Origin of the sequence: Mucilaginibacter lutimaris (assembly GCF_042676625.1) — a bacterium.
Classification (GTDB): domain Bacteria; phylum Bacteroidota; class Bacteroidia; order Sphingobacteriales; family Sphingobacteriaceae; genus Mucilaginibacter; species Mucilaginibacter lutimaris.
In genome coordinates this window covers 59,171-83,916 of record NZ_JBHTIA010000005.1, presented here as the reverse complement: position 1 = coordinate 83,916, position 24,746 = coordinate 59,171, and the positions used below count along the sequence as shown (strand labels likewise).

22 protein-coding genes and 3 tRNA genes are annotated in these 24,746 nt (G+C 43.7%); 14 read left to right on the top strand and 11 right to left on the bottom strand.

All coding sequences use genetic code 11. The annotated features are described in order from the left end of the window. Position 1: 1 nt before the first annotated feature. Positions 2 to 769, top strand: a complete 768-nt coding sequence (locus ACFQZI_RS10090) for a hypothetical protein (protein WP_377142015.1) — start codon at positions 2 to 4, stop codon at positions 767 to 769. On the opposite strand, the gene ACFQZI_RS10085 is transcribed toward ACFQZI_RS10090, so the two are convergent. Next, positions 766 to 1,833, bottom strand: a complete 1,068-nt coding sequence (locus ACFQZI_RS10085) for an acyltransferase family protein (RefSeq protein WP_377142013.1) — start codon at positions 1,831 to 1,833, stop codon at positions 766 to 768. The two genes, ACFQZI_RS10090 and ACFQZI_RS10085, sit on opposite strands and share 4 nt — an antisense overlap. A 114-nt stretch (positions 1,834 to 1,947) precedes the next feature. Here ACFQZI_RS10085 and ACFQZI_RS10080 point away from each other — a divergent pair, with 114 nt between their 5' ends. Genes ACFQZI_RS10080 through ACFQZI_RS10065 form a run of 4 tightly spaced genes read left to right on the top strand, consistent with a single transcriptional unit; the run spans position 1,948 to position 3,342 of the window. Further along, positions 1,948 to 2,190, top strand: a complete 243-nt coding sequence (locus ACFQZI_RS10080) for a hypothetical protein (RefSeq protein ID WP_377142010.1) — start codon at positions 1,948 to 1,950, stop codon at positions 2,188 to 2,190. After that, complete coding sequence (locus ACFQZI_RS10075; protein ID WP_377142007.1) at positions 2,174 to 2,641, top strand: lysozyme; 468 nt, start codon at positions 2,174 to 2,176, stop codon at positions 2,639 to 2,641. Before ACFQZI_RS10080 ends, ACFQZI_RS10075 begins: the two co-directional genes overlap by 17 nt. Continuing rightward, entirely contained in the window at positions 2,638 to 2,886 is a 249-nt protein-coding gene (locus tag ACFQZI_RS10070) for a hypothetical protein (RefSeq protein ID WP_377142004.1), read from the top strand. The genes ACFQZI_RS10075 and ACFQZI_RS10070 overlap by 4 nt, the downstream gene beginning before the upstream one ends. A gap of 3 nt (positions 2,887 to 2,889) precedes the next feature. Next, positions 2,890 to 3,342, top strand: coding sequence for a hypothetical protein (locus tag ACFQZI_RS10065; protein ID WP_377142001.1), 453 nt, complete (start codon positions 2,890 to 2,892; stop codon positions 3,340 to 3,342). 79 nt (positions 3,343 to 3,421) lie between these two features. Here the strand turns inward: ACFQZI_RS10065 and ACFQZI_RS10060 are convergent. Both ACFQZI_RS10060 and ACFQZI_RS10055 read right to left on the bottom strand, forming a co-directional pair. Next, positions 3,422 to 3,494, bottom strand: a tRNA-Lys gene (locus ACFQZI_RS10060). Between the two features lie 132 nt (positions 3,495 to 3,626). Then, the gene (locus tag ACFQZI_RS10055) at positions 3,627 to 4,634 is read right to left on the bottom strand and encodes a WD40/YVTN/BNR-like repeat-containing protein (RefSeq protein WP_377141998.1); all 1,008 of its coding nucleotides are present in this window, start codon (positions 4,632 to 4,634) and stop codon (positions 3,627 to 3,629) included. Positions 4,635 to 4,769: 135 nt separating this feature from the next. Here ACFQZI_RS10055 and ACFQZI_RS10050 point away from each other — a divergent pair. Then, positions 4,770 to 4,853, top strand: a tRNA-Leu gene (locus ACFQZI_RS10050). Between the two features lie 77 nt (positions 4,854 to 4,930). Next, positions 4,931 to 5,014: transfer RNA gene (locus ACFQZI_RS10045), tRNA-Leu, on the top strand. Between the two features lie 65 nt (positions 5,015 to 5,079). On the opposite strand, the gene ACFQZI_RS10040 is transcribed toward ACFQZI_RS10045, so the two are convergent. After that, a complete protein-coding gene (locus ACFQZI_RS10040) occupies positions 5,080 to 5,778 on the bottom strand; it encodes a hypothetical protein (RefSeq protein ID WP_377141995.1) in 699 nt (232 codons plus the stop codon). Positions 5,779 to 5,846: 68 nt separating this feature from the next. Between ACFQZI_RS10040 and ACFQZI_RS10035 the strand changes: the two genes are divergently transcribed. Beyond that, entirely contained in the window at positions 5,847 to 6,458 is a 612-nt protein-coding gene (locus ACFQZI_RS10035) for a DUF2238 domain-containing protein (protein WP_377141992.1), read from the top strand. Here the strand turns inward: ACFQZI_RS10035 and ACFQZI_RS10030 are convergent. Continuing rightward, positions 6,448 to 6,717, bottom strand: a complete 270-nt coding sequence (locus ACFQZI_RS10030; RefSeq protein ID WP_377141990.1) for a hypothetical protein — start codon at positions 6,715 to 6,717, stop codon at positions 6,448 to 6,450. The genes ACFQZI_RS10035 and ACFQZI_RS10030 overlap by 11 nt on opposite strands. Before the next feature lie 274 nt (positions 6,718 to 6,991). Between ACFQZI_RS10030 and ACFQZI_RS10025 the strand changes: the two genes are divergently transcribed. The 3 genes from ACFQZI_RS10025 (at position 6,992) to ACFQZI_RS10015 (ending at position 9,793) form a co-directional block, all read left to right on the top strand. Next, positions 6,992 to 7,516: an OmpA family protein gene (locus ACFQZI_RS10025; RefSeq protein ID WP_377141987.1), complete on the top strand. Its 525-nt coding sequence runs from the start codon at positions 6,992 to 6,994 to the stop codon at positions 7,514 to 7,516. Positions 7,517 to 7,632: 116 nt separating this feature from the next. After that, on the top strand, positions 7,633 to 8,625 hold the full coding sequence (locus ACFQZI_RS10020; RefSeq protein WP_377141984.1) for a DUF2157 domain-containing protein: 993 nt from the start codon (positions 7,633 to 7,635) through the stop codon (positions 8,623 to 8,625). Beyond that, the gene (locus ACFQZI_RS10015) at positions 8,612 to 9,793 is read left to right on the top strand and encodes a hypothetical protein (protein WP_377141981.1); all 1,182 of its coding nucleotides are present in this window, start codon (positions 8,612 to 8,614) and stop codon (positions 9,791 to 9,793) included. The genes ACFQZI_RS10020 and ACFQZI_RS10015 overlap by 14 nt, the downstream gene beginning before the upstream one ends. A gap of 6 nt (positions 9,794 to 9,799) precedes the next feature. Here ACFQZI_RS10015 and ACFQZI_RS10010 read toward each other — a convergent pair whose 3' ends face one another. After that, positions 9,800 to 11,110: a hypothetical protein gene (locus ACFQZI_RS10010; protein ID WP_377141978.1), complete on the bottom strand. Its 1,311-nt coding sequence runs from the start codon at positions 11,108 to 11,110 to the stop codon at positions 9,800 to 9,802. Between the two features lie 144 nt (positions 11,111 to 11,254). Here ACFQZI_RS10010 and ACFQZI_RS10005 point away from each other — a divergent pair, with 144 nt between their 5' ends. After that, entirely contained in the window at positions 11,255 to 13,618 is a 2,364-nt protein-coding gene (locus ACFQZI_RS10005; RefSeq protein ID WP_377141975.1) for a TonB-dependent receptor, read from the top strand. Between the two features lie 90 nt (positions 13,619 to 13,708). Further along, on the top strand, positions 13,709 to 14,953 hold the full coding sequence (locus ACFQZI_RS10000; protein WP_377141972.1) for a cystathionine gamma-synthase family protein: 1,245 nt from the start codon (positions 13,709 to 13,711) through the stop codon (positions 14,951 to 14,953). Positions 14,954 to 15,036: 83 nt separating this feature from the next. Here ACFQZI_RS10000 and ACFQZI_RS09995 read toward each other — a convergent pair whose 3' ends face one another. Then, entirely contained in the window at positions 15,037 to 15,213 is a 177-nt protein-coding gene (locus tag ACFQZI_RS09995) for a hypothetical protein (protein WP_377141970.1), read from the bottom strand. An 83-nt stretch (positions 15,214 to 15,296) separates the two neighbouring features. Between ACFQZI_RS09995 and ACFQZI_RS09990 the strand changes: the two genes are divergently transcribed. After that, the gene (locus tag ACFQZI_RS09990) at positions 15,297 to 15,659 is read left to right on the top strand and encodes a hypothetical protein (RefSeq protein ID WP_377141967.1); all 363 of its coding nucleotides are present in this window, start codon (positions 15,297 to 15,299) and stop codon (positions 15,657 to 15,659) included. A gap of 3 nt (positions 15,660 to 15,662) precedes the next feature. Here the strand turns inward: ACFQZI_RS09990 and ACFQZI_RS09985 are convergent, their stop codons facing one another. From ACFQZI_RS09985 to ACFQZI_RS09970, 4 genes are all read right to left on the bottom strand, one after another. Then, the gene (locus ACFQZI_RS09985; RefSeq protein WP_377141965.1) at positions 15,663 to 18,161 is read right to left on the bottom strand and encodes a hypothetical protein; all 2,499 of its coding nucleotides are present in this window, start codon (positions 18,159 to 18,161) and stop codon (positions 15,663 to 15,665) included. 71 nt (positions 18,162 to 18,232) lie between these two features. After that, complete coding sequence (locus ACFQZI_RS09980) at positions 18,233 to 19,402, bottom strand: polysaccharide lyase 6 family protein (protein ID WP_377141963.1); 1,170 nt, start codon at positions 19,400 to 19,402, stop codon at positions 18,233 to 18,235. 80 nt (positions 19,403 to 19,482) lie between these two features. Further along, entirely contained in the window at positions 19,483 to 21,354 is a 1,872-nt protein-coding gene (locus ACFQZI_RS09975) for a RagB/SusD family nutrient uptake outer membrane protein (RefSeq protein ID WP_377141957.1), read from the bottom strand. 20 nt (positions 21,355 to 21,374) lie between these two features. Beyond that, positions 21,375 to 24,620 carry a SusC/RagA family TonB-linked outer membrane protein gene (locus ACFQZI_RS09970; RefSeq protein ID WP_377141953.1) on the bottom strand — a complete coding sequence of 1,082 codons (3,246 nt, stop codon included), beginning with the start codon at positions 24,618 to 24,620 and terminating at the stop codon, positions 21,375 to 21,377. Positions 24,621 to 24,746: the final 126 nt, after the last annotated feature.

The following is a 24,746-nucleotide window of genomic DNA, read 5'->3' as shown; positions in this document are numbered from 1 at the left end:
TATGGCATCAAGAAATGGATTAAACCCCAAAATAAGAGGGCAAAAAGGAATAGGCTTTAACAGGGCATTGCCAGCCCCGTTTGGGTTTGGAAATGGGATATTTCTAAATAGTGGAACGCTCTCAATTCCGAGAATGAGCGACGGCACTTTTATTCAAAAAATACCTTTTTCAGTTGAGTTTTGGGTAAGGTGTAATGTAGGCCCGACCAACGGGCTTTATTGGGTTTGGTTTTCTATGAGAAAAGGTACTGCGCCCATTTATGACCATGAGCTTTCGATTAATTCGGGGCTGGGTTTACGTACAACAGAAAGTTCTTATCGTGGAGGTGTTGACATTACGTTTGATGGTAGCAAGCAGCATTGCGTTTGGGCTGTTGATGCTGAAGGAAATTGTAGCACCTATTTTAATGGTGTGTTTCGGTCTGTGGCGCCGGGTCAATTAACTCCATATTATCCAACTGATGTGCATTTAAATTTTAGAAATGACATTCAGGCCATTGATGAATTTAGGTACTATTCCTCAGCATTAAGGAAAGATCAAGTAGAAGCCAATTTCAATAGTGGATTAGGGAATAATCCTTGTGTTACTGAAAGTTTAGAGTCTTGGTATACGTTCGAAAAGTTTGAAAGTTTAGATTTTTCATCTGAACAAGATGGCTCGAACATGCAGGTTGGCATTAGAGACTACAGTAATAAAAATCGCCACGCTATAGCAACTGATGCCGATACCAATCCAGTATCACCAACCTATAGTTTAAAGCCTTTTTAAGAGGCAATGCGCCTTTGTCGGTACCTTTCTATAGGCTGGGCGATGAAATGGTGTAAGAGTATGCTTAAACCGATTGTTATAGCAAGTGTAGTAAAACCATGGCTGATTATTTTAGGAAAGGATTTTGCTACCACAATTTTTAAAACCAACGCCTGCGATAGGTAAATAGGAAACGATAGGTTTCCAATATACCTATCGGCTTTTACGCCCTTTGTTAAAATAAATGCGTATGGTATCGCCGCTACTTCAAAGCAAAATAGCAGGGCTTGTTTATAATAAGCATTCCCAGGTATTTGGCTATAAAAAGTTATAATCATTATAAACAGTAGAAAAACCATTACAGATCGCCACTTAGACGGAGGATTTTGCTTAAAAGCTCTGTAAAGATGGTATGATATGACACCCCCCATGAAAAACATTAGTTGGTTTGGGAAGAACATATAGTTCCAAGGCGAAAAGTTTAAGCCTATTGATGCGAGGTATATACGGGTGAAAAGGCTTAGTGCAATTAGTAGTAGCGGTACCCAAATTTTTTTCCGAACAATTAGTGGAGCAATCAGATAAAACAGCAATTCTACGCCGATTGTCCACGCGTATGGGTTGAAAGCGAACTGAACTACATAAGGTTGGTTTAAGTTAATGTTCTTAGTAAAGTATAATGTGCCATTTGGATTTATACCTAAGTAGAACACCGTATCAATTCCCATTAAAAACAAGTTTACAAAAAGCAGGTAAAGTAATGTTGTAAGCGGTAGTGGCCAATATTCCGAATAAAAATCAAATGTCCCTGGATAACTTTTGTAACGTACAAGTGCTGCCCATGCAACGAGGACAAGGAGTAATACAAAGTATATAGGATAAATTTTTAGCACTCTGTTGGAATAAAAAGTCCAGGTTGACTTACGACCAGTATATTTTTCATTAAGTATAAGAGCCATATAAAAGCCAGAGATTATATAGAAGCACTGTACAGACAAATCACCAGGCATCGGCAGGAAGCGCCAATATGGCGAGGCGTGGAATATTACGACAAAACAAGCCAACAAGAATCTGATTAATCCCATCCAATTATCATAATATACAACTATCAACAAAGATGATTTATTTTCTTATAGCCTTATAATAAAAGTTAAACTACTTCACTTATATAGTCTTCTTTCATTACTAATAATTTTCCTATGCAACCCAACTACTCGCTATGGCAGCGCTTGCGCAGTGCTACGCCAATGTTTTTTATACGCGCGCAAATTTTCGGCATAAGCCTGGCCGGCTTGGGCACTTCGCTAACCCAGGTTAATGGTATACCACCTAAAATAACCACTGTTCTAATATCAGTAGGCAGTACCATCACCATTATATCTCAATTCGCGGTTAAACAATACCAACCTTTAAACATACAAGCTCATGATGACACTAAGTAAACGCGGTATTGCCCTTATCAAAAATTTTGAAGGCCTAAGGCTTTACGCCTATAAAGATATAGCCGGCGTGTGGACCATCGGCTATGGCTCAACAAAATATGCTGATGGCAGGGCAGTTAAAAAAGGTGATAAATTAACTAATGAATCCGAAGCCGAAGCTTTGTTAAAAAGCACTTTAACCATTTACATAAATGCGGTTAATAAAGGCATTACCGTACACTTATCACAAAATCAATTCGATGCATTGGTGTCCTTTATTTATAATGTGGGTACCGGTGCTGTTAAATCGTCCACCCTGTTTAAGAAACTCAACGCGGGCAATTACACCGCCGCCGCCGAACAGTTTCTTGTTTGGAACAAAATAACCGATCCATTAACAGGTAAAAAGGTAGTTTCTAAAACCCTTACCCAACGGCGCGAGCAGGAGCGCGTATTATTCCTAACCCAATGACATCTATAGAACACCGCCAGTTAAAAGGCATAACAATCAAAAATATCGTAGTCACTATTATTAGTACTGCCAGCATTGTAACCTCGGTAATGACTTCCTACTTTCAACTCAAGGGTGACATCAACGAAGTAAAGCTCGACCAGCAATCTCAGAACCGCGTAAACGAGATCCGCCTTAAAGTTCTTGAAAGCCAAGTTGCGGTACTGCAGCGCGAAATGGAACAAATTAAACCTGCTAAACATTAAAACATGAGTATCAAATCATTCCTCAAAAACATATGGGGCGCCATACAATCGCTGTTCAGTAAATTTCCCTCTGAAATTAAAATGGCTGTGCAGGTAGCCGTTATGGTGACGGAAAGTGTAAAAAAATTTATAGACTCACCATTAGCCGATGTACTAACCGCTATAATCCCCGGTGATACCGATGATAAAATTAAAAAAATGCTAAGATCAGAGCTACCGGGTATCTTAATCAATTTAAAACTCGCTAATGAGTGCGGTAACCTTTCCGATCCCGAAGAAATTACCAAATGCGCTATAAATACCCTGCAAAAGATGGATAAGGATATAAGAAGTGTATTTCTTCATAATTTATCTGTATTGATCGCTCAAATTGCAGCAGACGGCAAATTAACCTGGAGTGATGGCGTAACGGTGGTAGAATGGTACTATAAGTATAAATTTAAGCCAGCGAGTTAGCCTACTGATGTTATAACTATGAACTACATTACCAGAATTGTATAAACGAAAAAAGCCTTCGCTTTTCGCGAAGGCTTTGTGATCCCGCTGGGACTCGAACCCAGGACCCCAACATTAAAAGTGTTATGCTCTACCAGCTGAGCTACGGAATCATCCTTTTAACTTTTTCAGTAGTGTTACCGTTTCCGTTTAAAGTGGTGCAAATATAGGATTATTAGATATACCGTGCAAGCCTAATTTTAATAAATTGTAAAGTTTGCAATAAGTGCCTAAAACACAAAATTTTAAAATTTAAAAATTCCGAGTTTACCATGATCACCTGCCAATAAAATGAGGTTTCCGCGTTTTGCCTTGCGGCAAACGTTATAACTTGTATTATCAACCTTAACCCATGTTTTGCCGCCATCGATAGTAAGGTTAGTGCCCGGTGTACCTGTTGACAGGAATTTATTGCCTTTGATATACTCCACGCATGATTGGTAACCTGCAGGGCCAATAACGGGGGTGTTGCTTTTAAACTTCGCTTTGGCTCCGGGTATCACATAAGCTACAGAATCGGGGAGTTTATCTTTTGCATAATTTCCTCCTACTATTATAGTTTGGTGTTTGCCAAATGCTATAGAAAAAGCCCCACGACTGGGCGTTCCATTAGTAAGTGGAAGGCCTTTATCAACCCAAACCATATCTTCCATTGGCGACATTAACATCCGGCTGTTACTGCCACCCGTAACAATAGCCAGGAAGCCCTCGCTGCGGAGGCAGGTGCCGCTTGCCGCGAATGCGGCTTCATCTTTTAGCGCGGGCGGGGCGTTTTTAACCGGGTTCCAACTGTCTCCACCATCTAAGGTTTCTAATAGCAAAAATTTACCGTTTATAGGATCGCCCAAAACAAACCCGTGCTTTGCATCGGCAAAGTCCATAGCATCTAAAAAATAGGCAGTGTCAGTCTTTTCAAATTTGGTTTCCCAGTGCAACCCACCATCGGATGTTTTCAAGATATAGGCCGGCGAGCCGGATGCAATTATTACAGCTTCTTTATCAGAAAAGGCTTCTATATCTCTAAAATCAGCCTTCTCAAAACCTTTCACCTGCTGCCATTTCCAATTAAGCCCGCCATCGGTTGTAATACCAACTGTGCCTTTGGTACCACTAACCCAGGCAACCCGGTCATCCAATACAGAAAGCCCGCGGAACCCGGCATTAATATTGGAGGTAATAGGTGTTATTGTTTGGGCATTCAAGGCCGAACAAAAAAGTGTGAAAACTGATATAAGAATGGTGTTTATCTTCATTATCGCTTTTATTGTATTACCACATGTATGGCAACCGAAGTTACCCTTTGCCCCCGTCATTACAAATACATAGTATATTTTTTCATTTATTTTAGCCCCGTTACGTAAAACAATTATATTTGCAACCTTGTAAATGCCCGGATGGCGAAATTGGTAAACGTTGCGGTCTCAGAAGCCGTTGAGAATTGTCTCTTGAGAGTTCGAGTCTCTCTTCGGGCACATCCATTTAAGTCTTAAGTTTGAAGTTAAAGCCGCCAGGTCATAACTTTTAACTTAAGACTTTGTATTTGATAAATGCCCGGGTGGCGAAATTGGTAGACGCACCATCTTGAGGGGGTGGCATTCGTAAGGATGTACGAGTTCGAATCTCGTTCCGGGCACACAAGTCAACAAAAGAGCCGGTCTGGCAATCATTAACTTATTTCCACCGAAAGACACCTGAAATTTAATCCAGCTTGATGTAAATTACCGCTTCCCCATCGGTTAATTGCATTGTGTTGCCCGTTCCGCTTGTAGGGTATAAGGTACATTGTATTTTAAGCTTTATTTTTAACTTCTCGGGTAAACCGGGTTGCGCAGGCACAATTGTTACAGATTCTACATTAAAAAAGCTGTTTGTTTGGAAACCCGCTGTGCTATATTCCACCTTGTTTTTATCAATGTATTGTACAAAAACCTCTTTTTTCCCAATATCAAGGTTGCCGTTTGCTGCAAAAACCTGCGGCCCGGTTTTTACAAAGTTTTCAAAAGCCAGTACCCTATCGTCAAAACCTACAAAGTGAAAAGTTTTAAAAAAAAATGTGATACGCGGCTCATTTACCATAAAAACCTCGGCGCTGGATATCGACCCTCCGTATGAACCTGTAATAATATCATTGTCAATTGAAGTAGCGTTGCTAATGCCTTCGGCCCAATGGCTGCGCTGATCATCAACTGCCCAGGTTACCTGGATATTATTGATTTTGGCCTTAAAATAATACTCTGCCGACCCTACGTTCCCGTTCCCACTTCCAGATTCGGTCCCACCATTGCCGGCAGTAGGCAAATTAGGGGTAAAACCGTCATAATTAACACTATCTTTTTTACAAGCCGAAAACAGCCATGTTAATAGCAATACGAAAACCAATAATTTTAACATCTTCATTTAACCCCTAATATAATCAATATCATGCTACTATGTATTATTATATAAAATTAACGGCAAATTAGTGTATGAATAAACATGTACTGCTAATAACACTCTTCTTTACAGGCCTTATCGTTTCTGCCATAAATCCCCACGATTATTTTACCTGGGCGCTGGAAGTATTCCCGGCCATACTCGGTTTTATGATACTGGCATTAACCTTTAAGCGTTTTCAATTTAGCTACCTAACGTATGTGTTTATATTGTTGCATTGTTATGTGCTGTTCATTGGCGGGCATTACACATACGCAGAAGTACCGGTCTTTAACTGGGTCCGCGACTTTTTTCATCAGGCTCGTAATAATTACGACAAAGTGGGCCATTTTACACAAGGCTTTGTACCGGCAATGATAACGCGCGAATTATTTATCCGCTTTGGAGTAATCCAAAAAAGAAACTGGATGGCGTTTTTAACTGTCTGCGTTTGTACTACCATAAGCGTTCTTTACGAGTTTTTAGAGTGGCTTGTGTCTATCTTATCCGGCCAATCCGGCGATTCGTTCCTCGGCACACAGGGATATATTTGGGATACCCAGTCTGATATGTTATATGCCATGATCGGCGCCATATGTATGGTAGTAATTATGGCTAAACTCCAGGATAGGGCTATAGCAAATTTACGCTTACCTAATTTTTAATAATGTCATCGTACCAATCAAACAACTGATCAAACAAAGCGCCTGTGTTAAATTCGATCCCCTTTGAGGTCACCATCCGTATATAGCCCTTTTCGTTATCGGCAATAACGTATTCAAAATCGGGCACCCTTAAAGTTCTGTCAAAAATAAATTTAACCTTAAGGGCATTGTCGTTTTTTTCTATCAGGCTGCGCGTAGGGATTAAAAAGCCACCCTTGCTGTTAGTTATTGTGATATGCCTGTTTTCGCGTAAGTTCATTTTAAAAGATGCGGTTAATATTAAATGTAAAAGAACGTAAAGTCCGCAATGTATAACAGGGGAAAACCGCCCTTTATTAAGGGTATTATTGGCCATCGCAACAATAAATGGCTATATGATTTTCCTTGTACGATGTGCTGCTTTCTTTGCACACTAAATAAATAAACTGCAAATTTTTAATGCTAAATTTTCGTTCGGTACTGTGACCATAAATTCTACATTTACAATATCGGCCTGCCGAAAACGTTTTTTATACTTATCAAACCAACAAAACATGAAGTTTTTAAGGACATTTTCTTTACCCATTTTAATTGTAACTGCCATAGCCGTGTTACCGGCATGTAAGGCAAAAAAGCCAATTGTTAAAGCACCGGAACCTGTAGCAGAAACAAAACCCGCGCCTCCGCCACCACCGGCACCTGCGCCTCCGGCACCAACACCGCCACCTGCACCGGTTGAAAAACCCGACTATAATTTTAAAAATATCCAGTTTGAATTTAACTCGGGCATCCTAAAAACTGATGCATACCCTGCACTGGATAAGGCTGCTTCTGAAATGAAGAAAGACCCGTCTAAAAAGTTTGTATTAAACGGAAATTCATCTGCCGAGGGTACCGATGAGCATAACATGGCGCTATCTGTTGAGCGTGCCAACGCGGTAAAAACTTACCTGGTTAACACCGGCGTAAGCGGCGATAACCTTGTTGTAAAAGGCTGGGGCGAAAGCAAACCAATAGAATCTAACGCGACTGAAGCGGGCCGCGCGCTAAACCGCCGCGTAGAAATAAAGCTGCAATAACTTTTTGTTTAAGTGAGTGTGAGGGGCCTGGCAAATTAATTTGTCAGGCCCCTTTTTTGTTGCCTGCACAGTTTAGTTTGCTACCTTTATAAGCCATAAGCCTCACAAATTACATATTGGAACAAAATATCTATAATAAACTGCACGCTGATGGCCTTATCAGCGACGAATCGTTTGAGAAGGTAAAACAGGCTCATACTAATCGTCTTTTTTCGGTTCATTGGGAATTGAAGACATTGCTTTACCTCGGTGTTATGCTGCTCTCCGGCGGGTTGGGTACGCTGGTGTATAAAAACATCGATACCATTGGTCATCAGGTAATACTGGCTTTTATAGCGCTGATATCCATAGGTTGTTTTACTTACTGTTTTAAAAACAGGCCCCTATTCAGCACCGGTAAGGTTAAAGCACCCAATACCGGGTTCGATTATATTTTGCTGCTGGGCAGCATTAGCATGGTTACGTTTTTGGGTTACCTGCAATTTAAATACAATGTGTTTGGCACCAATTATGGCATGGCTACCTTCATCCCAACTGTGGCGCTGTTCTTTATTGCTTATTATTTCGACCATCTGGGTATCCTAAGCATGGCCATAGCGAGTTTAGGCTTGTGGATGGGCGTATCAGTAACACCAAAAACGCTGCTGGCTTACGACACGTTTAACAATAAAGATATCATTTTTACTTATGTTCTGTTCGGGCTATTACTGCTTGCAGCCGGTTATTTAAGCGGGCTTCTTAAAATTAAAAAGCATTTTAAATTTAGTTATCACCACTATGGCGTACACGTAACTTTTATAGCCCTGCTAGCGGGATTTTTTGAATATAATAATACCGGTTATGCATATCTATGGTTGTTAGCCGCGCTTGGCCTGGCCGTTTACGTTTACTTTGATGGCTTTAAAGAACACTCTTTCTATTTTGTATTACTGAGCATCCTGTACGGTTATTTTGCCTTTTGTTGCCTGATGGTAAAATTTGTCACGGGTTTTGATAGTAACGAAGGCGTTTTCGAGTTGCTTCTTTTACTCTTCATCTTTTCAGCTGTAGCCCTGGTATATTTAATAATTCATGCTAACCGCCAAATAAAAGCCGATGATCATTTATAACAAAGAATGGCTGCACAATAAGCAGGTGGCAGAGCAGGTACAAACCGATATGCGCGAAGGCAGCATTACACCCGAAGAGTTCGCGAAGATCCGCGCCGCGTATGCCTTTTATTTTTACCTGCCAAGATTGGTGATACGTGTCGGACTTTTTATTCTAACACTCATCATACTTTTATTTTCCGGAGGGCTATTAAGCCTTTTTGCCGCTGAGGCACGTATTATTGATACCCCTGCTTACCCGATGGTACTGGGCGTAATATGCTACGTGGTGCTGGAACACCTTGTAAAAAACAACCGCTACCTCCACTCCGGGCCCGACAATGCTTTACTTTATGTTTCGGCTACTTTGTTTGGCGGCGGGTTTATTTGGACGATTTCGAAAATGAACCTCACATTTGCTGAGGCATCCATCTGCGCGGCCTTCATCTGCATGATGTGTGTGTACCTTACCGTTCGTTTCGCAGATGTTATTACGGCCCTGGCTGCCTGTATCTCTTTCTTCGCGTTTGTGTATTTTACCTATGGCAAAGTGGGTTCGGTAGGTTTAGCAACAATGCCCTTTATGATAATGGTAGCCGCAGGTGGCTTGTTTTATTTGATGAACAGGTTAGGGAAAGACATCCGCAATATCAACTACGAAAATTGTATCGATTTCGCGAAGATCATCAGCCTGATAACGCTTTACGCCGCCGGCAATTATTTTGTAGTGAACCGCCTTAACAATATGCTCAACAACCTTGACGATTCGCACACCACTATACCGCTGGGATTTATCTTTTGGATTTGGACCATGCTGGTGCCGGTGCTGTATGTGTTAATCGGCATCCGTAAAAAAAGCAGTATGTTTTTGCGGTTGGGATTATTAGCGGCCGTGGCAGCGGTAGCAACATTCCGCAATTATTACCACCTTATGCCTATCGAAGTGGCGCTTACCCTCGCCGGGGCGATATTATTGGCGGCATCATACACCGTGATCCAATACTTGAAAAAGCGCCCCAACGGAATTACTTATGCTGAGCCCGAAGTTCACAGTAATTTCGATAAGCTAAATATCGAAGGTTTAATAGTAGGCCAGGCAACCTCGCATTTACCAAATGCACAAAACCACCCTACCGAACGTTTTGGCGGTGGCTCGGGTGGTGGCGGTGGTTCAAGCGGCGATTTTTAGCGTATACTATTTCTTCACCAGATCCGCCGGGTTAACCGGATTACTCAGCAAATGGCCAAACAATTCCCAACGCTTAGCGGGGTCTTTAGTATTGCCGCCGTTGCGTTCCATGTAGCCTTTAACCAGATCCTGGCCATAATTGTAGTTGATAACGTAGCTGCGGTACTTTTTAATAAAGCTGATAGATTTATCGGCAGTCTCATCATTCATCAAACAGTATTTTCTCAAGTAGCTGCGTGCTTTGCTTTCGCTCATGGTATCGTTTATCAATCCGCGTGCGGCCTCGTTACGGGCGTAATTTAAACGGCCTTTTATGGCAAGGGCTTTAAAGTACATATCGATACCGGTTGTGTCTAAACCGGCCAATGGCAGCAATACGTTTTTGGCGAATTTTACCTTCTCATCCCCCGGGAAAGCCATTTCTATCCCAAAGTTGGCGCTGCCCTCAGCAATAAGAGATTGCGGACTAAACAGCGGATAAAGCGAGATCTCCACCCATCCCCTGTCATGGTACAGGTTTTTTTCCAGCAGCATATTATAAACATGGTGGCCGGGGTAGCTTTCGTGGCTGCCCACGTCAATGGCACGATCTATAAAGATCTTCAGGTCGGTGTTTATCTGCACCACGCTTTGGTATTTTCCTTTGTACCAGTTATAGCCATTCCAGGGTTTATCGGTAACAAACTCAAGTGCAAAATTTTCGCCCGCAGGCAGTTTATAATGTGCAAGAGTGCGTTTGCGGGCTTCGGCAATGGCGGCTTTCATCACCGCGTCCAGTTTATCTTTAGGGATGATAAATTTGTTAGCCAGTTTCTGAAACCTGTCGTTAACGTTACCTTTACCGGGCAACATGTTGTCAAGCTTATCAATATCGGCCTTAAAAAACTCTTCGGCGTAGGCAGGTGCGGCAACACCAAACAACTCGCGCGATTCTTCGTCGAAGGAGCGGTATTCTCCACCATATATCCTAACTCTACGGCCAAAGGCGATCAACTGGTTATACATCCAGTTAGCACGGATCTTATTTGAGTCGACCTTGGAAGCATCTGCAACCAGCTTGATATTGTTCATCAACTCGTTAATATTGGCCAGGATGCTATCCCGTGGGAATGTTTTATCAGTAATTTCTTTTGGTTTAAGCGAATCGGGGCCGTAGTATGCGTCTACAAAATCGCTATCGTACTGGCCTATAGTAAGGCCAAGTGTTACATATTGCTGCGCAAGTTTATTCAGTTTTTTACCTTCAACCGTATCGGCAGGGTTTTGCTTACAGGCAAGCATAAATAACACAGGTATAAGCAGCAACAACTTTTTCATAGAGGCAGGTATAGTTTGCCGCAAAGTTAATAATTCCTTTCATAAGCCTGTAAGGCTGCCTTTAAAGCCCACCAAACTACGTTATAAAAACGAGTTTGAGGATGCCATATTTTAATCAAAAAATGTCACCTTTGAGTAACCTGAATGAAAAAGATCCTGTTTATTTTATTATTAATTAGCCCGTACACGGCATTTTGCCAAACGGGTACAGTACGTGGCAAAATAACAGCAATGCTTAGTAACAGCCCGCTTGGCGCTGCAAGTATTGTTATAGTTGGTACCGATAAAGGTACCGTTACAGACAGCACGGGAATTTACCAGTTAAATAACCTCAAGCCGGGCTATTATACTTTACAAGTATCCTTAATTGGTTATCGCCCAAAAACATTATATGATATACAGGTAACCAACGCGAAAATATCTATCGCAGACGTATCATTAGATGACGATGCCCAAACCCTTGGCGAGGTAAAAATATCGGCGGCAAGATTTTATAAAACACTGGAAAGCCCCCTATCGCTGCGTACCATTGGTTCTACCGAAATTAAGCGCAACCCCGGCGGCAACCGCGATATTAGTAAGGTTATACAATCGTTGCCGGGCGTGTCATCACCTGTAAGCTTCCGTAACGATATCATCATTCGCGGTGGCGCCCCTAACGAAAACCGCTTTTACATAGATGGTGTAGAGATCCCCAACATCAATCACTTTGCAACACAAGGCTCATCGGGCGGGCCTGTCGGTTTAATAAATGTAGATTTTATCAACGAGGTTGACTTTTATTCGGGCGCTTTCCCCGCTAACCGTGGCAACGCGCTAGGTTCGGTGTTTGAGTTTAAGCAAAAGGACGGACCTACCGACCGTACCAATGCTACTGTAACACTGGGCTCCAGCGACCTTGCCGCTTCGCTTGCCGGGCCGCTTGGTAAAAAAACCACATTTATATCATCGTACCGTTACTCGTATTTGCAGGGTTTGTTTAAGCTTATAGGGTTGCCTTTCCTGCCCTCGTACCAGGATTTTCAGTTTAAACTAAAAACAAAATTCAACCAGAAAAACGAATTAACTATTTTAGGTTTAGGCGCGATAGACCGCTTCAAACTTAATTTTGACGCAAAAAAAACCGAATTAAATCAGTACACCCTTGCCAACATCCCGGTCAATAGCCAAAACAACTATACGGTTGGGGCCACTTATAAACACTTCCGCAATAACGGGTACAGCCTTTTGGTACTAAGCCGCGATTTTTTAGATAATAATGCTATTAAATACCAGGACAATAACGAAGCCGGCACCAAAACGCTCGATTATACATCGCAGGAAACTGAGAATAAGTTTAGGTTTGAGAATGTAAGCAGCACCAATGGCTATCGTATAAACTTCGGCGCAGGCGCCGAATCGGCACAGTATAAAACAAACACTTATAATTTGCTGCCGTTTGGCAGCAACATTTATACATCAAACATCAGCTTTTTTAAATACAGCCTGTTTGGGCAGCTAAGCCGTGCCTACCTGGAAGATAAATTAAACCTTTCTTTTGGCATCCGCGTCGACGCTAACACATTTTCGGACAGGATGAACGATCTGTCGAAAACGCTTTCGCCGCGCTTTTCGGCATCTTATAACTTAACCGATAAGCTTAGCGTTAACTTTAATACCGGTATTTACTACCAGCTGCCTGCCTATACGGTTTTGGGCTATAGGGATGTAAATGGTATAGCCGCAAATAAAAATGTAAGCTATATTTCTAACAAACAACTGGTGCTTGGCCTGGAATACAACACCTTGAAAAATACACGCTTTACCATTGAGGGCTTTTATAAATTTTATAAAGACTACCCACTTGTACGCGTGCTGGGCGATAGCATCCCCCTGGCTAATTTAGGCGCCGATTTTGGTGTGGTTGGCAATCAGCAGGTGGTTGGCTCTACAAAAGGCCGTAGTTATGGCGTGGAGTTTTTTGCGCAACAGCGCCTTAACAAAGGTTTTTACGGCATAATTTCGCTTACCCTATTCCGTAGCGAGTTCCAGGACAAGAAGGGCGAATACGTTCAATCGTCGTGGAATAACCGTTATATATTAAGTGTTACCGGCGGTAAAGTGTTTAAGCGCAACTGGGAGGTTGGCGCAAAATTAAGGTACACCGGCGGCGGCCCTTACACACCGTATGACATAAGCTCATCAACCCTTAAAAGTAACTATGCTATCTTTCCGCAAGGCATCCCTAACTGGCAACAGCTAAATACTCAGCGCCTGAAAGATTTTTACCAACTGGATGTCCGGGTTGATAAAAAGTATCCCTTCCGCAAGTTTACACTAAATGTTTACCTGGATATACAAAACCTAACTTATAACCAATACCAGTTGCAGGGATACCTGGTACCAGACCGCGACGTGAACGGCAACATACAGGATGCAACCGGCGACCCATCACGCTTTAAATCAAAAATTTTAGACAACAGGGGTGGCAACGTTTTACCTACCCTTGGGGTGATATTTGAATTTTAGCCCCCCCTGCTACTTAGATAGAACGAGTTAGCTTTGGTTTTTATAGCTCAGATGGCTATAATTGCGAAATATTATCTTTTTACGCCCATCATGACAAAACAAAAAGGATTTACAACCACCCTGTTACATGCCGATCGCCTTCGCAAACCGGAGTTTGGCGCATTGCACCAGCCAATACATACCGCGGTAACCTGGGGTTTTGATGATGTACAGGGCCTTGTGGATGTGTTTCAGAATAAGGCCAAAGGTTTTGCTTACTCACGCCAAGGCAACCCTACTACAGCCGCATTAGAAAGCAAGATCACCATGATGGAAGGTGGTATAGCATCGGTAAGTTTTTCTACCGGTATGGCGGCTATAATGGCTACGGTTTTTGCCTTGGTGAAAAAGGGCAGCCACATTGTGGCAAGCAGCTATCTGTTTGGCAATACCCGCAGCGTGCTGCAAACGTTTACTGAGGTTGGTTTAGATATTTCTTTTGTGGATGCCACGTCGGTAGATGAGGTGAAAGCCGCGTGCAAGGCTAATACCTGCATGGTGATGGTAGAAACCATTGCTAACCCGGCCACACAAATTGCCGACCTGGCCAACATTGGCGAATTGTGCGCCGAAAAGGGCTACATTTATGTAGTGGATAACACCATGACCTCGCCATACATCTTTCAACCGGTTACGGTTAAGGCATCTTTGGTCATCAATTCATTAACCAAATACATTGGCGGCCATGGCAACGCGCTTGGCGGCAGTGTTACCGATACCGGGCTTTACAACTGGGCTAATTACCCCGGCATTGCCCCTATTATTCGCGAGCAGATAAAGCCCGATATGCAGGGCATTACGCAGATCCGTAAACGCGGCCTGCGCGATGGCGGCGGTACCCTTGCCCCTGAAGCGGCGCACAGCATATCTGTTGGTGCGGAAACACTGGCCTTAAGGCTGGAGCGTGCCTGCGGAAACGCCGGCGCCCTTGCCGAATACCTACAAAACCACCCATTGGTTGATAAGGTGTATTACCCCGGCTTGAAGGACCATCCGCAGCATCAATTATCCAAACAGTTATTCAGATACCATGGTGGTTTAATGAGTTTCGCTTTAAAAGACGGTGTAGATATTTTCGCGTTTTTAAACCGCCTGCAGGTGGTCATAAAAAGCAGTAACTTGGGTGATACCCGCACACTTGCCATACCAGTAGCGCAAACTATATTTTTTGAACTTGGGCGCGAAAAACGTGCCGAAATGGGCATCCCCGAAGGAATGATCCGCCTTTCGGTAGGGATAGAAGACCGCGAAGATTTGTTAGAAGATTTTAAGCAGGCTTTAGACGCTGCTTTATAAGCAACATGTAAACTATGCCACATCTAACTATTGACGGAGCATGTTAACATAAATAGTATTAAATATCGCCCTTTGCGTTAAAATTACCGGCAAACGGCAACTTTAACAGGTTTGTTTATAGTAGCTGCACGCGCCGGCTCGTTATTACATTTGCCCAGCAATGTGTAAATAACAATAAATATCACAATGGTTGAAAGGCAGCCACCGCCCAGTTTCTTGGCACCCCAGGCCGCTATAATTCCTCTAAAAAAATTGTTCATGTTAGTTTAACATGTTTAGAGAAAGATGGTTTTGCTATTACACGCCATTTCGTACAAATTTTTAGCTTAGCCGCCAAATCATCATGATAAAAGCTTATAAACTTTACACCGGCAACGATGGCCACTCGCATATCCAAACCGGTACTTTAGCCGAAGGTGTTTTTAACCAGGCGTCGGCCATCAGGTTCCAGGAGTCGCCCCCGCACTCTTTTTACGACTGGCATAACGCCCCTGCCGACCAGTATGTGATAACCTTATCGGGCACATTAGAATTTGAGACCGCCCCCGGCGAAACATTTATCCTTAAACCCGGCGAGATCCTGATAGCTATGGATACTACCGGTACAGCCCATAAATGGAAACTGATTGATGAAGAACCCTGGCGACGCGTGTATGTGCCATTTGACAGGTCGCAACCCATACCCTTTATCCCTGATGAGGCCTGATATTTAAGGCTGGGCTTTTTTTACACTAAATGTTTGCTCGCCATAAATTACATCATTATCTGTTACCCCTTGTACAATTACCCTGAACGGACCGGTAACATCATCGGTAAAGAACGACAGATTGGTTTCACCGTTAGAACTTACGGGCACATTGTGTTTCCAAAAAATAGTAGACTGATATTCGGGCGGGTTATTTTTATTAGCGTCAAAATCTACCACATAAAACTCTTTGTGGGCATAAATGCCTTTCATCTGCAACATGCTGGTATATTCTTTTGGCTTAAATATTACACACCCACGGTATATTATTGAAACATACTTTCCGTTCCTAAAAGCTAATACATTATCGCCCTTTTTTAAAGGGTATAGGCCGTTATCGCCGGGATGGTTACCACAGTTAAGTATATTATTATGGCATTTCCAATCGCCGCATTCGTTTCTGGTAAAGTCGGTCTCGCTTTTATACTGTGGTAAACTTGCAAATAGCTGGTTATCTTTTGTCGCCTTAATTTTAACCTCCTTTAATTGCCTTGGTTTACCATTATCTTTCAGTACAAGTTCGTCGTTGCTATGCAAACCTACAGCCGCTGTATAAAAGCTCATGGTATCTGCCATGCGCTGGCTCATGCCTTCGAACGGATTATTAAAATGGATCACATATGGGTCGGTTTTAGCCTTGGCATTAATGAACATGGTCATTTTTTTATCGGCCGGGGTAACCATGCTGTATGGGTTCATCACAAAATGCCCGGTATTATCTGTATTTATTATCTGCGCTACGGTATCTGCTATAGCGCTTAATTGAATTGGCTTCTTGAGCGGGTTGTTCGAGAAGGTAACATCACCATAATAGGCAACATTACTGTAGGTTTTTAAGGTATCCCCGGCCTCAGTTTTTATCATATCGGGCCAGGTATAGCGGCTCCAGCCTTTTATCAGCAACACCTTATTCAAATAATCTTTATCCCCGGCATCGTTTCCAAGCAAATTGTTTTTTAACGGCATGGGTTGCAGCTGGCTGGTGAGGTAATAATAGCTCTCGATGTTATTAACATGCTTATAACTTAAACGGTTATCCTGCACACAGGCAACAGATACATAACCGTTAACAAGGTTGCCTGCGTTATTCCCAAGCTTAAGGTTTAGCTTTACTTTTTGGCGGGTAGCAAATTCTTTTTGATCAACCGTAACCTCAAAATCCGGCCTTTTATCATAATGCGCAAAAAACACCCGTTCGGCAAGCGGATTATCCAGGCTGTCTAATACCGTTATAGTAGTTAAACCGCGGGGCATATCTAAGGTTGGGATTTGGGCCGACAAACCTTTGGCCGGGATCTCGGCTTCCAGAGATGACAGTATCTCGCGGTAATTGTGTACCAGTATCCTCACCGTACGGATGCCGTTACTTTGTAATTTTATATTTACCTCACCGGTGGTTATGCCATCTGCTACGTTAATAGTAACACCTTTGGCCAAAGCTTTTGGTAAAGCACACATCGTATCAATTAAACCTTTGCTGCTTATTTTAACCTGGTACAAGGCATCTTTTTTGGGTGTTAATGTAAATATACCCATCCCATAGCTATCGGTCTCAATGGTATCAACGGGCATTCCGTTTCGCAATACTACGCCCCGCATCTTTAATGGTTCGTTACCCGGGCCTTTAACTTCCCACCCAATTTTAGAGGGTTTACCCGCAATTAAGCTACCGCCTTCGGGATAAAACTTAACCGATAACCGGCCTTTACGCGAAGGCAGCACCAGGCTAATGGTTTCCTTTTGCTTCCCCAAGCCAACCTCGGCGCTTAATACATTGTTTTGGGGCGACACAAGCTGCTTGTCTATAGAAAGCAGATGTTCGCCGGTTACACCCGTTTTGCCTGTTGAAAGGGCAACTTCTTTTTTAGCCCTGCCAATTTTGTAACGTACAGGCGCCTCTAACAGCGGAATATCCTTTGCCTTAGCCGTAAGCAGAGTATTGATCTTGCCCGGCGGGGTTTGAGAGCTATCTACCAATTTTAACGACAGGTTGAAAGCCGGCTCGCGCAGAGTTTTAATGGTGACAGATTGCTTAAACATTGCCCCGGGTTTGCCATTGGCAAGCCTGTCGGTATAAACTACAAAATGGTAGTTGCCCGCGGCAACGGTATCGGGTATGTACATGTTACCGAAGCTTACACCGCCATCCATTATAAAATTGGCTTGCGCGGCTATCTTACTATCATCGTTATTGATAAGCGATACCGACATGATGCGGTGCTTCCTTACCTCCGCGGTGTCCTGGCTAATGAGGTAGCCTGTAAACCAGGCCTCCTCGTTATTGGTGTAAATGCCTTTGTCAAAATGCACAAATAATACAGGCGCCTGCATTTTAAGCGCGTAAAGGTCAATTTTATTAATAATATTTTCGGATGGATCTGCCTGCCTTTGTGCCCATGATGGACAAGACGAAACAGAAAGAAATAAAATACAAATGAATAAGCGCAGGCAAAATTTATCCATAGTTAAAAATAGCTATTCTATTTAAAAAGCAGCTATTGAATAAATTATATACGCCAATTTGTTGCAGGTATTTACTGCACAACAGGGCTTTTAGTATGGGTTATGGCATTATTAATTAACTCGTTGTTATGTGGGGCAATATCCTGCACCGTGCGCGATGGGTAACGCTTAGTATCAAATTTACCTGTCCAATCGGCATTTTTAGCTCCACCCAACAGTATCCCGGTTTCGCAATGGTTTATGTGGTTGTTTTTAACAACACAATCACTTGCTGCTATGTAAAAACCCGTATCTGTTTTACCCTTAGCCATGCCATACATCAGCCGGATGGCGATGGGCAGGTTTTTAAAGTTATTATTGCTAATGGTATGCCCTGTTCCGTTTACCCTGATGCCGCCCGTACCACCTTTAAACCGATTGCTATCAACCATACATTCGTGGCCGCCGCGCATAACCAGTTCGCCGTGGCAATCCTCAAAATAGTTATTGGTGTACTTATTACCTGATGCCTTGTTGCTGATCACCTCCGGCTCGCCGTTGCAGCGGATGAAACGGTTGTCTCGCACTGTAGCATAAGCATAACGGTTGCCCAGCAAAATAGGATCCTGCCCTATTTGCACGCACTCGCCGCCATTGTTGCCGTTCCAGGTAACACTGTCCTTATCCATAAAGGTATTATGGTCTACAAGTGAGTGTAACGGCACAGTTTCCTTTGCCACCCTTACCTGCACATCCATATTGTTTTTATTACTGATGAACCGGCTATGATCTACCCTGTTATTATCCCCATCGCCGGAGATAACAACTATTGGCATAAACTGGCTGTTAACGCTAATTTTGGTAAAAAAGCAATTGGTAACGCGGCAGTTTTTACTGGCGTTCAGCTGTATCAGCACTACATCTTTACCCTGGCCCTTAAATAACCGGCAGTCCTCAAATTTCAGATCCTTGAGTTGGATGTAACTTCCTGATACATGAAATACTGATTGGCGTACCTCGCCCGAAAACACTACTTTGTCCTTACGCTCCGCCCGGATCATTATAGGTTTGTCTGCCGTACCATTGGAGTTGATGGTTACCGCCCAATTACTGTAATTGCCGTTCGCTATCACTATCTCGTCGCCAGGGGCAACGGCAGCGGCGGCACTTTTAAATTCTTCCGGCGACTTTACTTTATAAACCTTACCGTAACTTAATTGAACTGCAAGCAGGCTTAGCAAAGCAATCAGTATCTTATTCATAACCCAGGCAATATGATGTTAAAATTAAACCGGGCCTATAACTACAGGCCCGGTTCCACTCAAATTAATACACTAACTATTTACTCAACTATTTTATCTAAAGGCGGTATGTTATTTTCGGACCCGGCGTAACCTTTGTTTTGGTTTATGTGGCCGTTGATATTCAAATCAATCTCCGACTGCGGTATAGGCCACAACACGTGGTAAGGCGAAATAGTGTAATGGTTGCCCGAGTTGGTTACCACGTTCGGGTTTTTGTAGAAATCGTTCTTCTCCATTATCCTGTCGTAAAAAAAGTTATTTGTAGAGAATGTACCCACCTGGTATGTTTTACCGTTATAAGCCGCTTTGCCGGTTTGCGCGAAGATGAACGCGATACGGGTAAGCTCTGTTTTACGTGGCTCTTCCCAATAAAGCTCACGCTGGCGCTCGTCAAGTATAGTGCCTATGTTTACCTTGCTGTCATCTGTAAGCAACTCTGCTTTGGCACGGGCACGTACTTTATTAATATCGGCCATAGCCAAGGCTGTTTGCCCTTTCCACCAATAGGCTTCGGCACGTAATAAGTAGGTTTCGGCCAGGCGAAAAATGTACCAATCGGTATTAGTACCGCGCGGTGGGCTCCACCATTTATCAACGGCAGTTTTGCCCGAGCCAATAAACACTTTGTAATGCGGCCAGCCAAACCACGCGCGTATGGTATCCTTAGCGCCATTCAGGAAGCGCTGGTTTACGTTTGCATCGGTGTATTGTTGCAGGTTTTTACCGTACCAGGCAGGGTCGCTTGTTTTTAGGCCGGGTTGGTTATAAACAAGGTCGGTCATATCGGCCCACATACCTTTGGCGTGTCGCAGATCGGTATTATCTGTCCAAATGTATTTAGTAGCATAAGGCGTACCACGCAGGCGGCCAATACCACGGCCATACCATAAGGTAAGCGGGAACTCCTCGGTAATTTTATCTGATATGCCAGGCTTTAACGTGCCCGGGGTTAAGATGGTACCATTATGCCACATAGGTACACAATTACGCATAACCTGCGACCCAAGGTTTGTAGCACCTTCCAAAGCCTCACGGTCTATCACTACGTATAATGCCTCGGTGTTTGAGGCAATAGATTTATTCTCGGGGCGGTGCAAATCCCAAACCACGTTTTTGCTGGCATCGCTTGCTACAATACCAAAGCGGTTAGTCATTAACGCATACGGCCCGTTTATGGCGATGTTTGCCGAGGCAATGGCATCATCAAATAAACCTAAGGCCAGGTTAATTTTAGTTAACAAGTGGGCAGCGGCACCTTTTGATGGTTCTCCTTTATTACCGTTATCAACCAGCTTTGTTACCGCGAAATCGAGGTCGGCCTTCATCTTTTTAAGGATAACCATGCGCTGTGTACTTTGAAAAGCGGTGTTTACCGTTGTTTCTTCTTTCAGGATCAAAGGCACATCACCAAACTCGTGCACAAGGCGGTAATACCTGTAGGCACGGTGAAAGTATGCCCCGGCCAAAACTTTGTTCTTGTCATCCTCAGATGCCCAGGTAACATCATTTATCCTGCTGATGATAACGTTTGCATCGTGCACACCCTGCCACCAAACCTGCCAGTAGCGGCCAATCTTGTTAAAGTCGTCGCTGTTAAGGTTAGCAGTTGGGGTTATGCGGATGTTAAGGTCCTGCGCGGGGGTAGTTTTATCTGTTGTACCCTCTACGGCAGCATCTGTAAATATGGATTCGGTAAGCATCGGTGCCGAATCGCCAAAGTATTCGAACCTTACACTCAGGTTTAAATTTAGCAGCGCGGCGCGGAATGCCCCCGGGTTAGTTAATGTATTACCCGGTGTAAATTTAGACGGCGCCTCGGGGAACAGGTCGCTCCGTTTGGTACATCCACCGGCTGCAAGCATGGCAGTAGCGGCAAATACGGTAATTATATTTCTACTTATCTTTTTCATGTTCTGTTTTCCTTTATACTTTAAAAAGTGACGTTAACACCAGCGGCCAAAAATCTTGGGGTTGGGCCGTTGTTTTGCGGGTCCCACAGTGGCCAGTCAGATATTACGGCAGCGTTGGTGGCGTTCACAAATATTTTAGCACTGCTCATTCCCACACGTTTGATCAAAGCAGGGGCAAACGTGTAACCTAACGATACGGTTTGCAACCTTAAAAATGATGCTTTACGCCAAACGTTAATGGTAGTACCCGATGAGCCTGAATTTAATCGGGCATAATCATTTATGGGGTTATCAGCAGTCCAGTAAGGCAACACGTACGAGTTCATGCGGCCGTAGCCCACGCTGCCCGCGTTATTGGTTGCCTGGTTAAACTGTTTTAACTGGCCTATGCTTGATACCAGCATGAACGAAAAATCGAAATGCTTAAAGAAGTTAAAATCGTTACGTAACGACCAGTTGAAGCGCGGCGCCGTAGAGCCAAGGAAAACTTTGTCGTCGTTAGTAAACTTAAAGTCGCCATTCATGTCCTGCAATTTAAAATCGCCCGGTACTGCGCCATACTTTTTGGCTTCGTCAACTTCCGGCGTTTGCCATACACCCAGAATCTTGTAATCCCAAACGGCGTCAATATCATGGCCTACAAACCAGCCGTTACCGCGGTCGTCATTCTCTCTGGTGATTGTGTTACCATTGGCATCTTTGGTCTGGTACTCGCCGTAAAGGTGTTTAATCTTGTTACGGTTCAGGTAAAAGGTACCCGTAGCGCTCCAGTTGAAGTTACGGTTCTGGATGATCTTCCCTTCAATTAAAACCTCAATACCTTTGTTATTAACCTCGCCAATGTTGGTGTAAAGGTTTGATGTTGCAAGGCCCTGTAATTGCAGCAGTTCGCGTTTTACAATAAGGCCGGTTGTTTTACGGTTGTAAACATCTATCGAACCGTTAATACGGTTATTAAGGAAAGCGAAATCTAAACCTAAGTTAGGGCCTGTAGTGCGCTCCCAGGTAAGGTCGTTGTTTTGTAACGATGTTATGAAAATGGTGTTGTTATTTACCACTGTACCATCCGGACCAACGGTTGGGTATTTGTTGGCGTTGATAACAGCAAGTGCAAGGCTTGGATCGGCCGTGCCGCTCGCCAGGCGGTTACCGTTGGTGCCGTAGCCAAAGCGTAGTTTACCATAGTTTAACCATTTAAAGAAATCCGTTTTAAAGAAACTTTCCTCACTGAATGTCCAGGCTACTGCGGCATCCTGATAGCTCTGGCGGGGCCTTTGTAAACCGAACGGCGAGAAACCATCCCTGCGGGCTGTAAATGTAAAGTTATACTTACCCAACAGGTTGTAATTGATACGGCCCATTAACGCGTCGGCATTGTAAACGCGGTCATCGCTGCTTACAATGGGCAGTGTACCCGCGCCAATGTTATGGTAACCCAGGGCATCGCTTGGGCTAAACTGCGAATTGTTGGTACGGGTATACCATGTTTGATATTTCTCTTTATTCAGCAGGAATGTTGCGTCGAATGTGTGGATACCGAAGGTTTTGTTCCAGGTTAATATGTTATCCAGGTTGTAGCGGTAACGCTGTTCCATAGAGCGGTAGGCAGTACCTGTAAGTCCGTTCACAGGTATCTCGTTGGGGTTTGCCCCCGGCCTGGCAAAGAAGTTTTTGTACGACTCGAATTGGGGCGAGAAGTTCAAGGTATATTTAAACCCAAACGGAAGATCGACCCTGGTAAACAGCGTTGTAAACAACACGTTTTGTGTATAAAGGTTACTGTTGTACCGGTTACCAAGAAATGGGTTACGCTGGTTCAAACCACTATCATCTGTAGCAATGCGGGTTAGGGTTCCATCGGGTTTGTAAACATCACCATAAGGCGATGAGTTGATGATCTGCCCCCAGTCGGCCTCGTTTAAATCAAAGCCGGACAGGTTGAACGGGTTGCTGGAGTGGCTTTCATCGCGCACCGCATAGTTGGCGTTAACGCCCACGGTTAAAAATTTGGCTGCCTTGCCTTCAAGGTTTACACGGAAACGCGTGTTATTGTAGTCGCCGCCTTGTATAAGGTTTTGGTTTTTAGTGAAGTTACCCGAAAAGTAATAGCTAACCCTATCCGTTTTGCCTGATAAACTGGCGGTGTAATCCTGGCGCACGCCATTCCTGAAGATGAGTTTAGACCAATCGGTAACTTTACCGGCCTTGTAGTTGGCTATCTCGTTAGGGAACAAGCCAAGGCGTTGCAGGTAAATATCAACCGGGTCGCCGGTAGCGCCAGATAAAAACTGGTCTAACGTTACACCTGCGGGCAGGTTACGCGGATCGCTGTAGAAATAGGCTGGCTTGCTTGAGTTGGCGCTGCGCTGCACATCAGAACGCCAGTGAAGAAAATCTTCGCCCTGGTAAAATTTTTGGTTTTGCAATAGCTGGGCAATACCTGTATTAGCGTTTAAGCTAACCACAGGGCCGCCTGTTTTACCTTTTTTGGTTGTAATGGCAACTACACCACCTGCAGACTGGGCACCGTAAACGGCCAATGCGCTTGGGTCGCGCAGTACATCTACCCTGTCAATATCATTTGGGTTGATGTCGGCAAGGTCGCCAAAAAATATCACCCCGTCCAATACAATTAAAGGCGATACGTTACCCGACAGGCTGGCCTTACCCCTTATTTGCAGGTCGCCCGCGCCGCCGCCTTTGGCAGATGTATTTAGCCCTACAGAGATGCCGGGGACCGCGCCGCGCAACACATCGTTAACACTGGTTGGGTTATCGTTCTCAAATTTATCGGCCTTTACACTCGTAATAGCCCCGGTTACATCTTTTTGAGCGCGTGTACCGTAGCCAATCACAACCACCTCGCTTAAATCGCGTGAGTTTGGTAACAATTGTACGTTATATTCGGTAGCGGCGCCTACTGTTACTTCTTTAGGGTTGTAACCAATAAACGTAAATACCAGCACCGCACCCTCATTTGCCTCAATGGTATATTTACCATTAGCATCTGTTGTAATGCCTATGGTTGTGCCTTTTATACGTACGCTTACGCCCGGCAATGGCAGGTTACGCTCGTCGGTAACGGCACCTGTTATTTTCGCCTGGGCTAAGCGTGTGCTTTTTACAGCTGTCTTTGCCATCCGGTCTTTCCAGGTGGGTCCGGCCTTGCTACTGTACGCGTAAGTATTCCCGGCCACTGCCAATAAGGACATGGTGGTGAAAACAGCGCACTTTTTTAGTGTGTTTTGTAGAGGTCTATTCTTCATATTTATATGCTAAGAATTAAGTTTTCAAAAATTTTGGCAAAAGGATTCCCCTGCGGGTATTTCACCGCAAATTTTTGCTCGCAATAAGATATTATCTGATTTTTTTACAGGCTGCCGGGGTATGGC

What these genes read in the sequence shown, in the direction of transcription:
- ACFQZI_RS10005 (WP_377141975.1), top strand. Translation starts at nt 11,255, where the DNA reads ATGAAAAAGATCCTGTTTATTTTATTATTAATTAGCCCGTACACGGCA.
- ACFQZI_RS10075 (WP_377142007.1), top strand. Translation starts at nt 2,174, where the DNA reads ATGATGACACTAAGTAAACGCGGTATTGCCCTTATCAAAAATTTTGAA.
- ACFQZI_RS09990 (WP_377141967.1), top strand. Translation starts at nt 15,297, where the DNA reads ATGATAAAAGCTTATAAACTTTACACCGGCAACGATGGCCACTCGCAT.
- ACFQZI_RS10030 (WP_377141990.1), bottom strand. Translation starts at nt 6,717, where the DNA reads ATGAACTTACGCGAAAACAGGCATATCACAATAACTAACAGCAAGGGT.
- ACFQZI_RS10010 (WP_377141978.1), bottom strand. Translation starts at nt 11,110, where the DNA reads ATGAAAAAGTTGTTGCTGCTTATACCTGTGTTATTTATGCTTGCCTGT.
- ACFQZI_RS10025 (WP_377141987.1), top strand. Translation starts at nt 6,992, where the DNA reads ATGAAGTTTTTAAGGACATTTTCTTTACCCATTTTAATTGTAACTGCC.
- ACFQZI_RS10085 (WP_377142013.1), bottom strand. Translation starts at nt 1,833, where the DNA reads ATGGGATTAATCAGATTCTTGTTGGCTTGTTTTGTCGTAATATTCCAC.
- ACFQZI_RS10035 (WP_377141992.1), top strand. Translation starts at nt 5,847, where the DNA reads ATGAATAAACATGTACTGCTAATAACACTCTTCTTTACAGGCCTTATC.
- ACFQZI_RS10065 (WP_377142001.1), top strand. Translation starts at nt 2,890, where the DNA reads ATGAGTATCAAATCATTCCTCAAAAACATATGGGGCGCCATACAATCG.
- ACFQZI_RS10040 (WP_377141995.1), bottom strand. Translation starts at nt 5,778, where the DNA reads ATGAAGATGTTAAAATTATTGGTTTTCGTATTGCTATTAACATGGCTG.
- ACFQZI_RS10055 (WP_377141998.1), bottom strand. Translation starts at nt 4,634, where the DNA reads ATGAAGATAAACACCATTCTTATATCAGTTTTCACACTTTTTTGTTCG.
- ACFQZI_RS09975 (WP_377141957.1), bottom strand. Translation starts at nt 21,354, where the DNA reads ATGAAAAAGATAAGTAGAAATATAATTACCGTATTTGCCGCTACTGCC.
- ACFQZI_RS10000 (WP_377141972.1), top strand. Translation starts at nt 13,709, where the DNA reads ATGACAAAACAAAAAGGATTTACAACCACCCTGTTACATGCCGATCGC.
- ACFQZI_RS10080 (WP_377142010.1), top strand. Translation starts at nt 1,948, where the DNA reads ATGCAACCCAACTACTCGCTATGGCAGCGCTTGCGCAGTGCTACGCCA.
- ACFQZI_RS10090 (WP_377142015.1), top strand. Translation starts at nt 2, where the DNA reads ATGGCATCAAGAAATGGATTAAACCCCAAAATAAGAGGGCAAAAAGGA.
- ACFQZI_RS09980 (WP_377141963.1), bottom strand. Translation starts at nt 19,402, where the DNA reads ATGAATAAGATACTGATTGCTTTGCTAAGCCTGCTTGCAGTTCAATTA.
- ACFQZI_RS09995 (WP_377141970.1), bottom strand. Translation starts at nt 15,213, where the DNA reads ATGAACAATTTTTTTAGAGGAATTATAGCGGCCTGGGGTGCCAAGAAA.
- ACFQZI_RS10070 (WP_377142004.1), top strand. Translation starts at nt 2,638, where the DNA reads ATGACATCTATAGAACACCGCCAGTTAAAAGGCATAACAATCAAAAAT.
- ACFQZI_RS09970 (WP_377141953.1), bottom strand. Translation starts at nt 24,620, where the DNA reads ATGAAGAATAGACCTCTACAAAACACACTAAAAAAGTGCGCTGTTTTC.
- ACFQZI_RS10015 (WP_377141981.1), top strand. Translation starts at nt 8,612, where the DNA reads ATGATCATTTATAACAAAGAATGGCTGCACAATAAGCAGGTGGCAGAG.
- ACFQZI_RS09985 (WP_377141965.1), bottom strand. Translation starts at nt 18,161, where the DNA reads ATGGATAAATTTTGCCTGCGCTTATTCATTTGTATTTTATTTCTTTCT.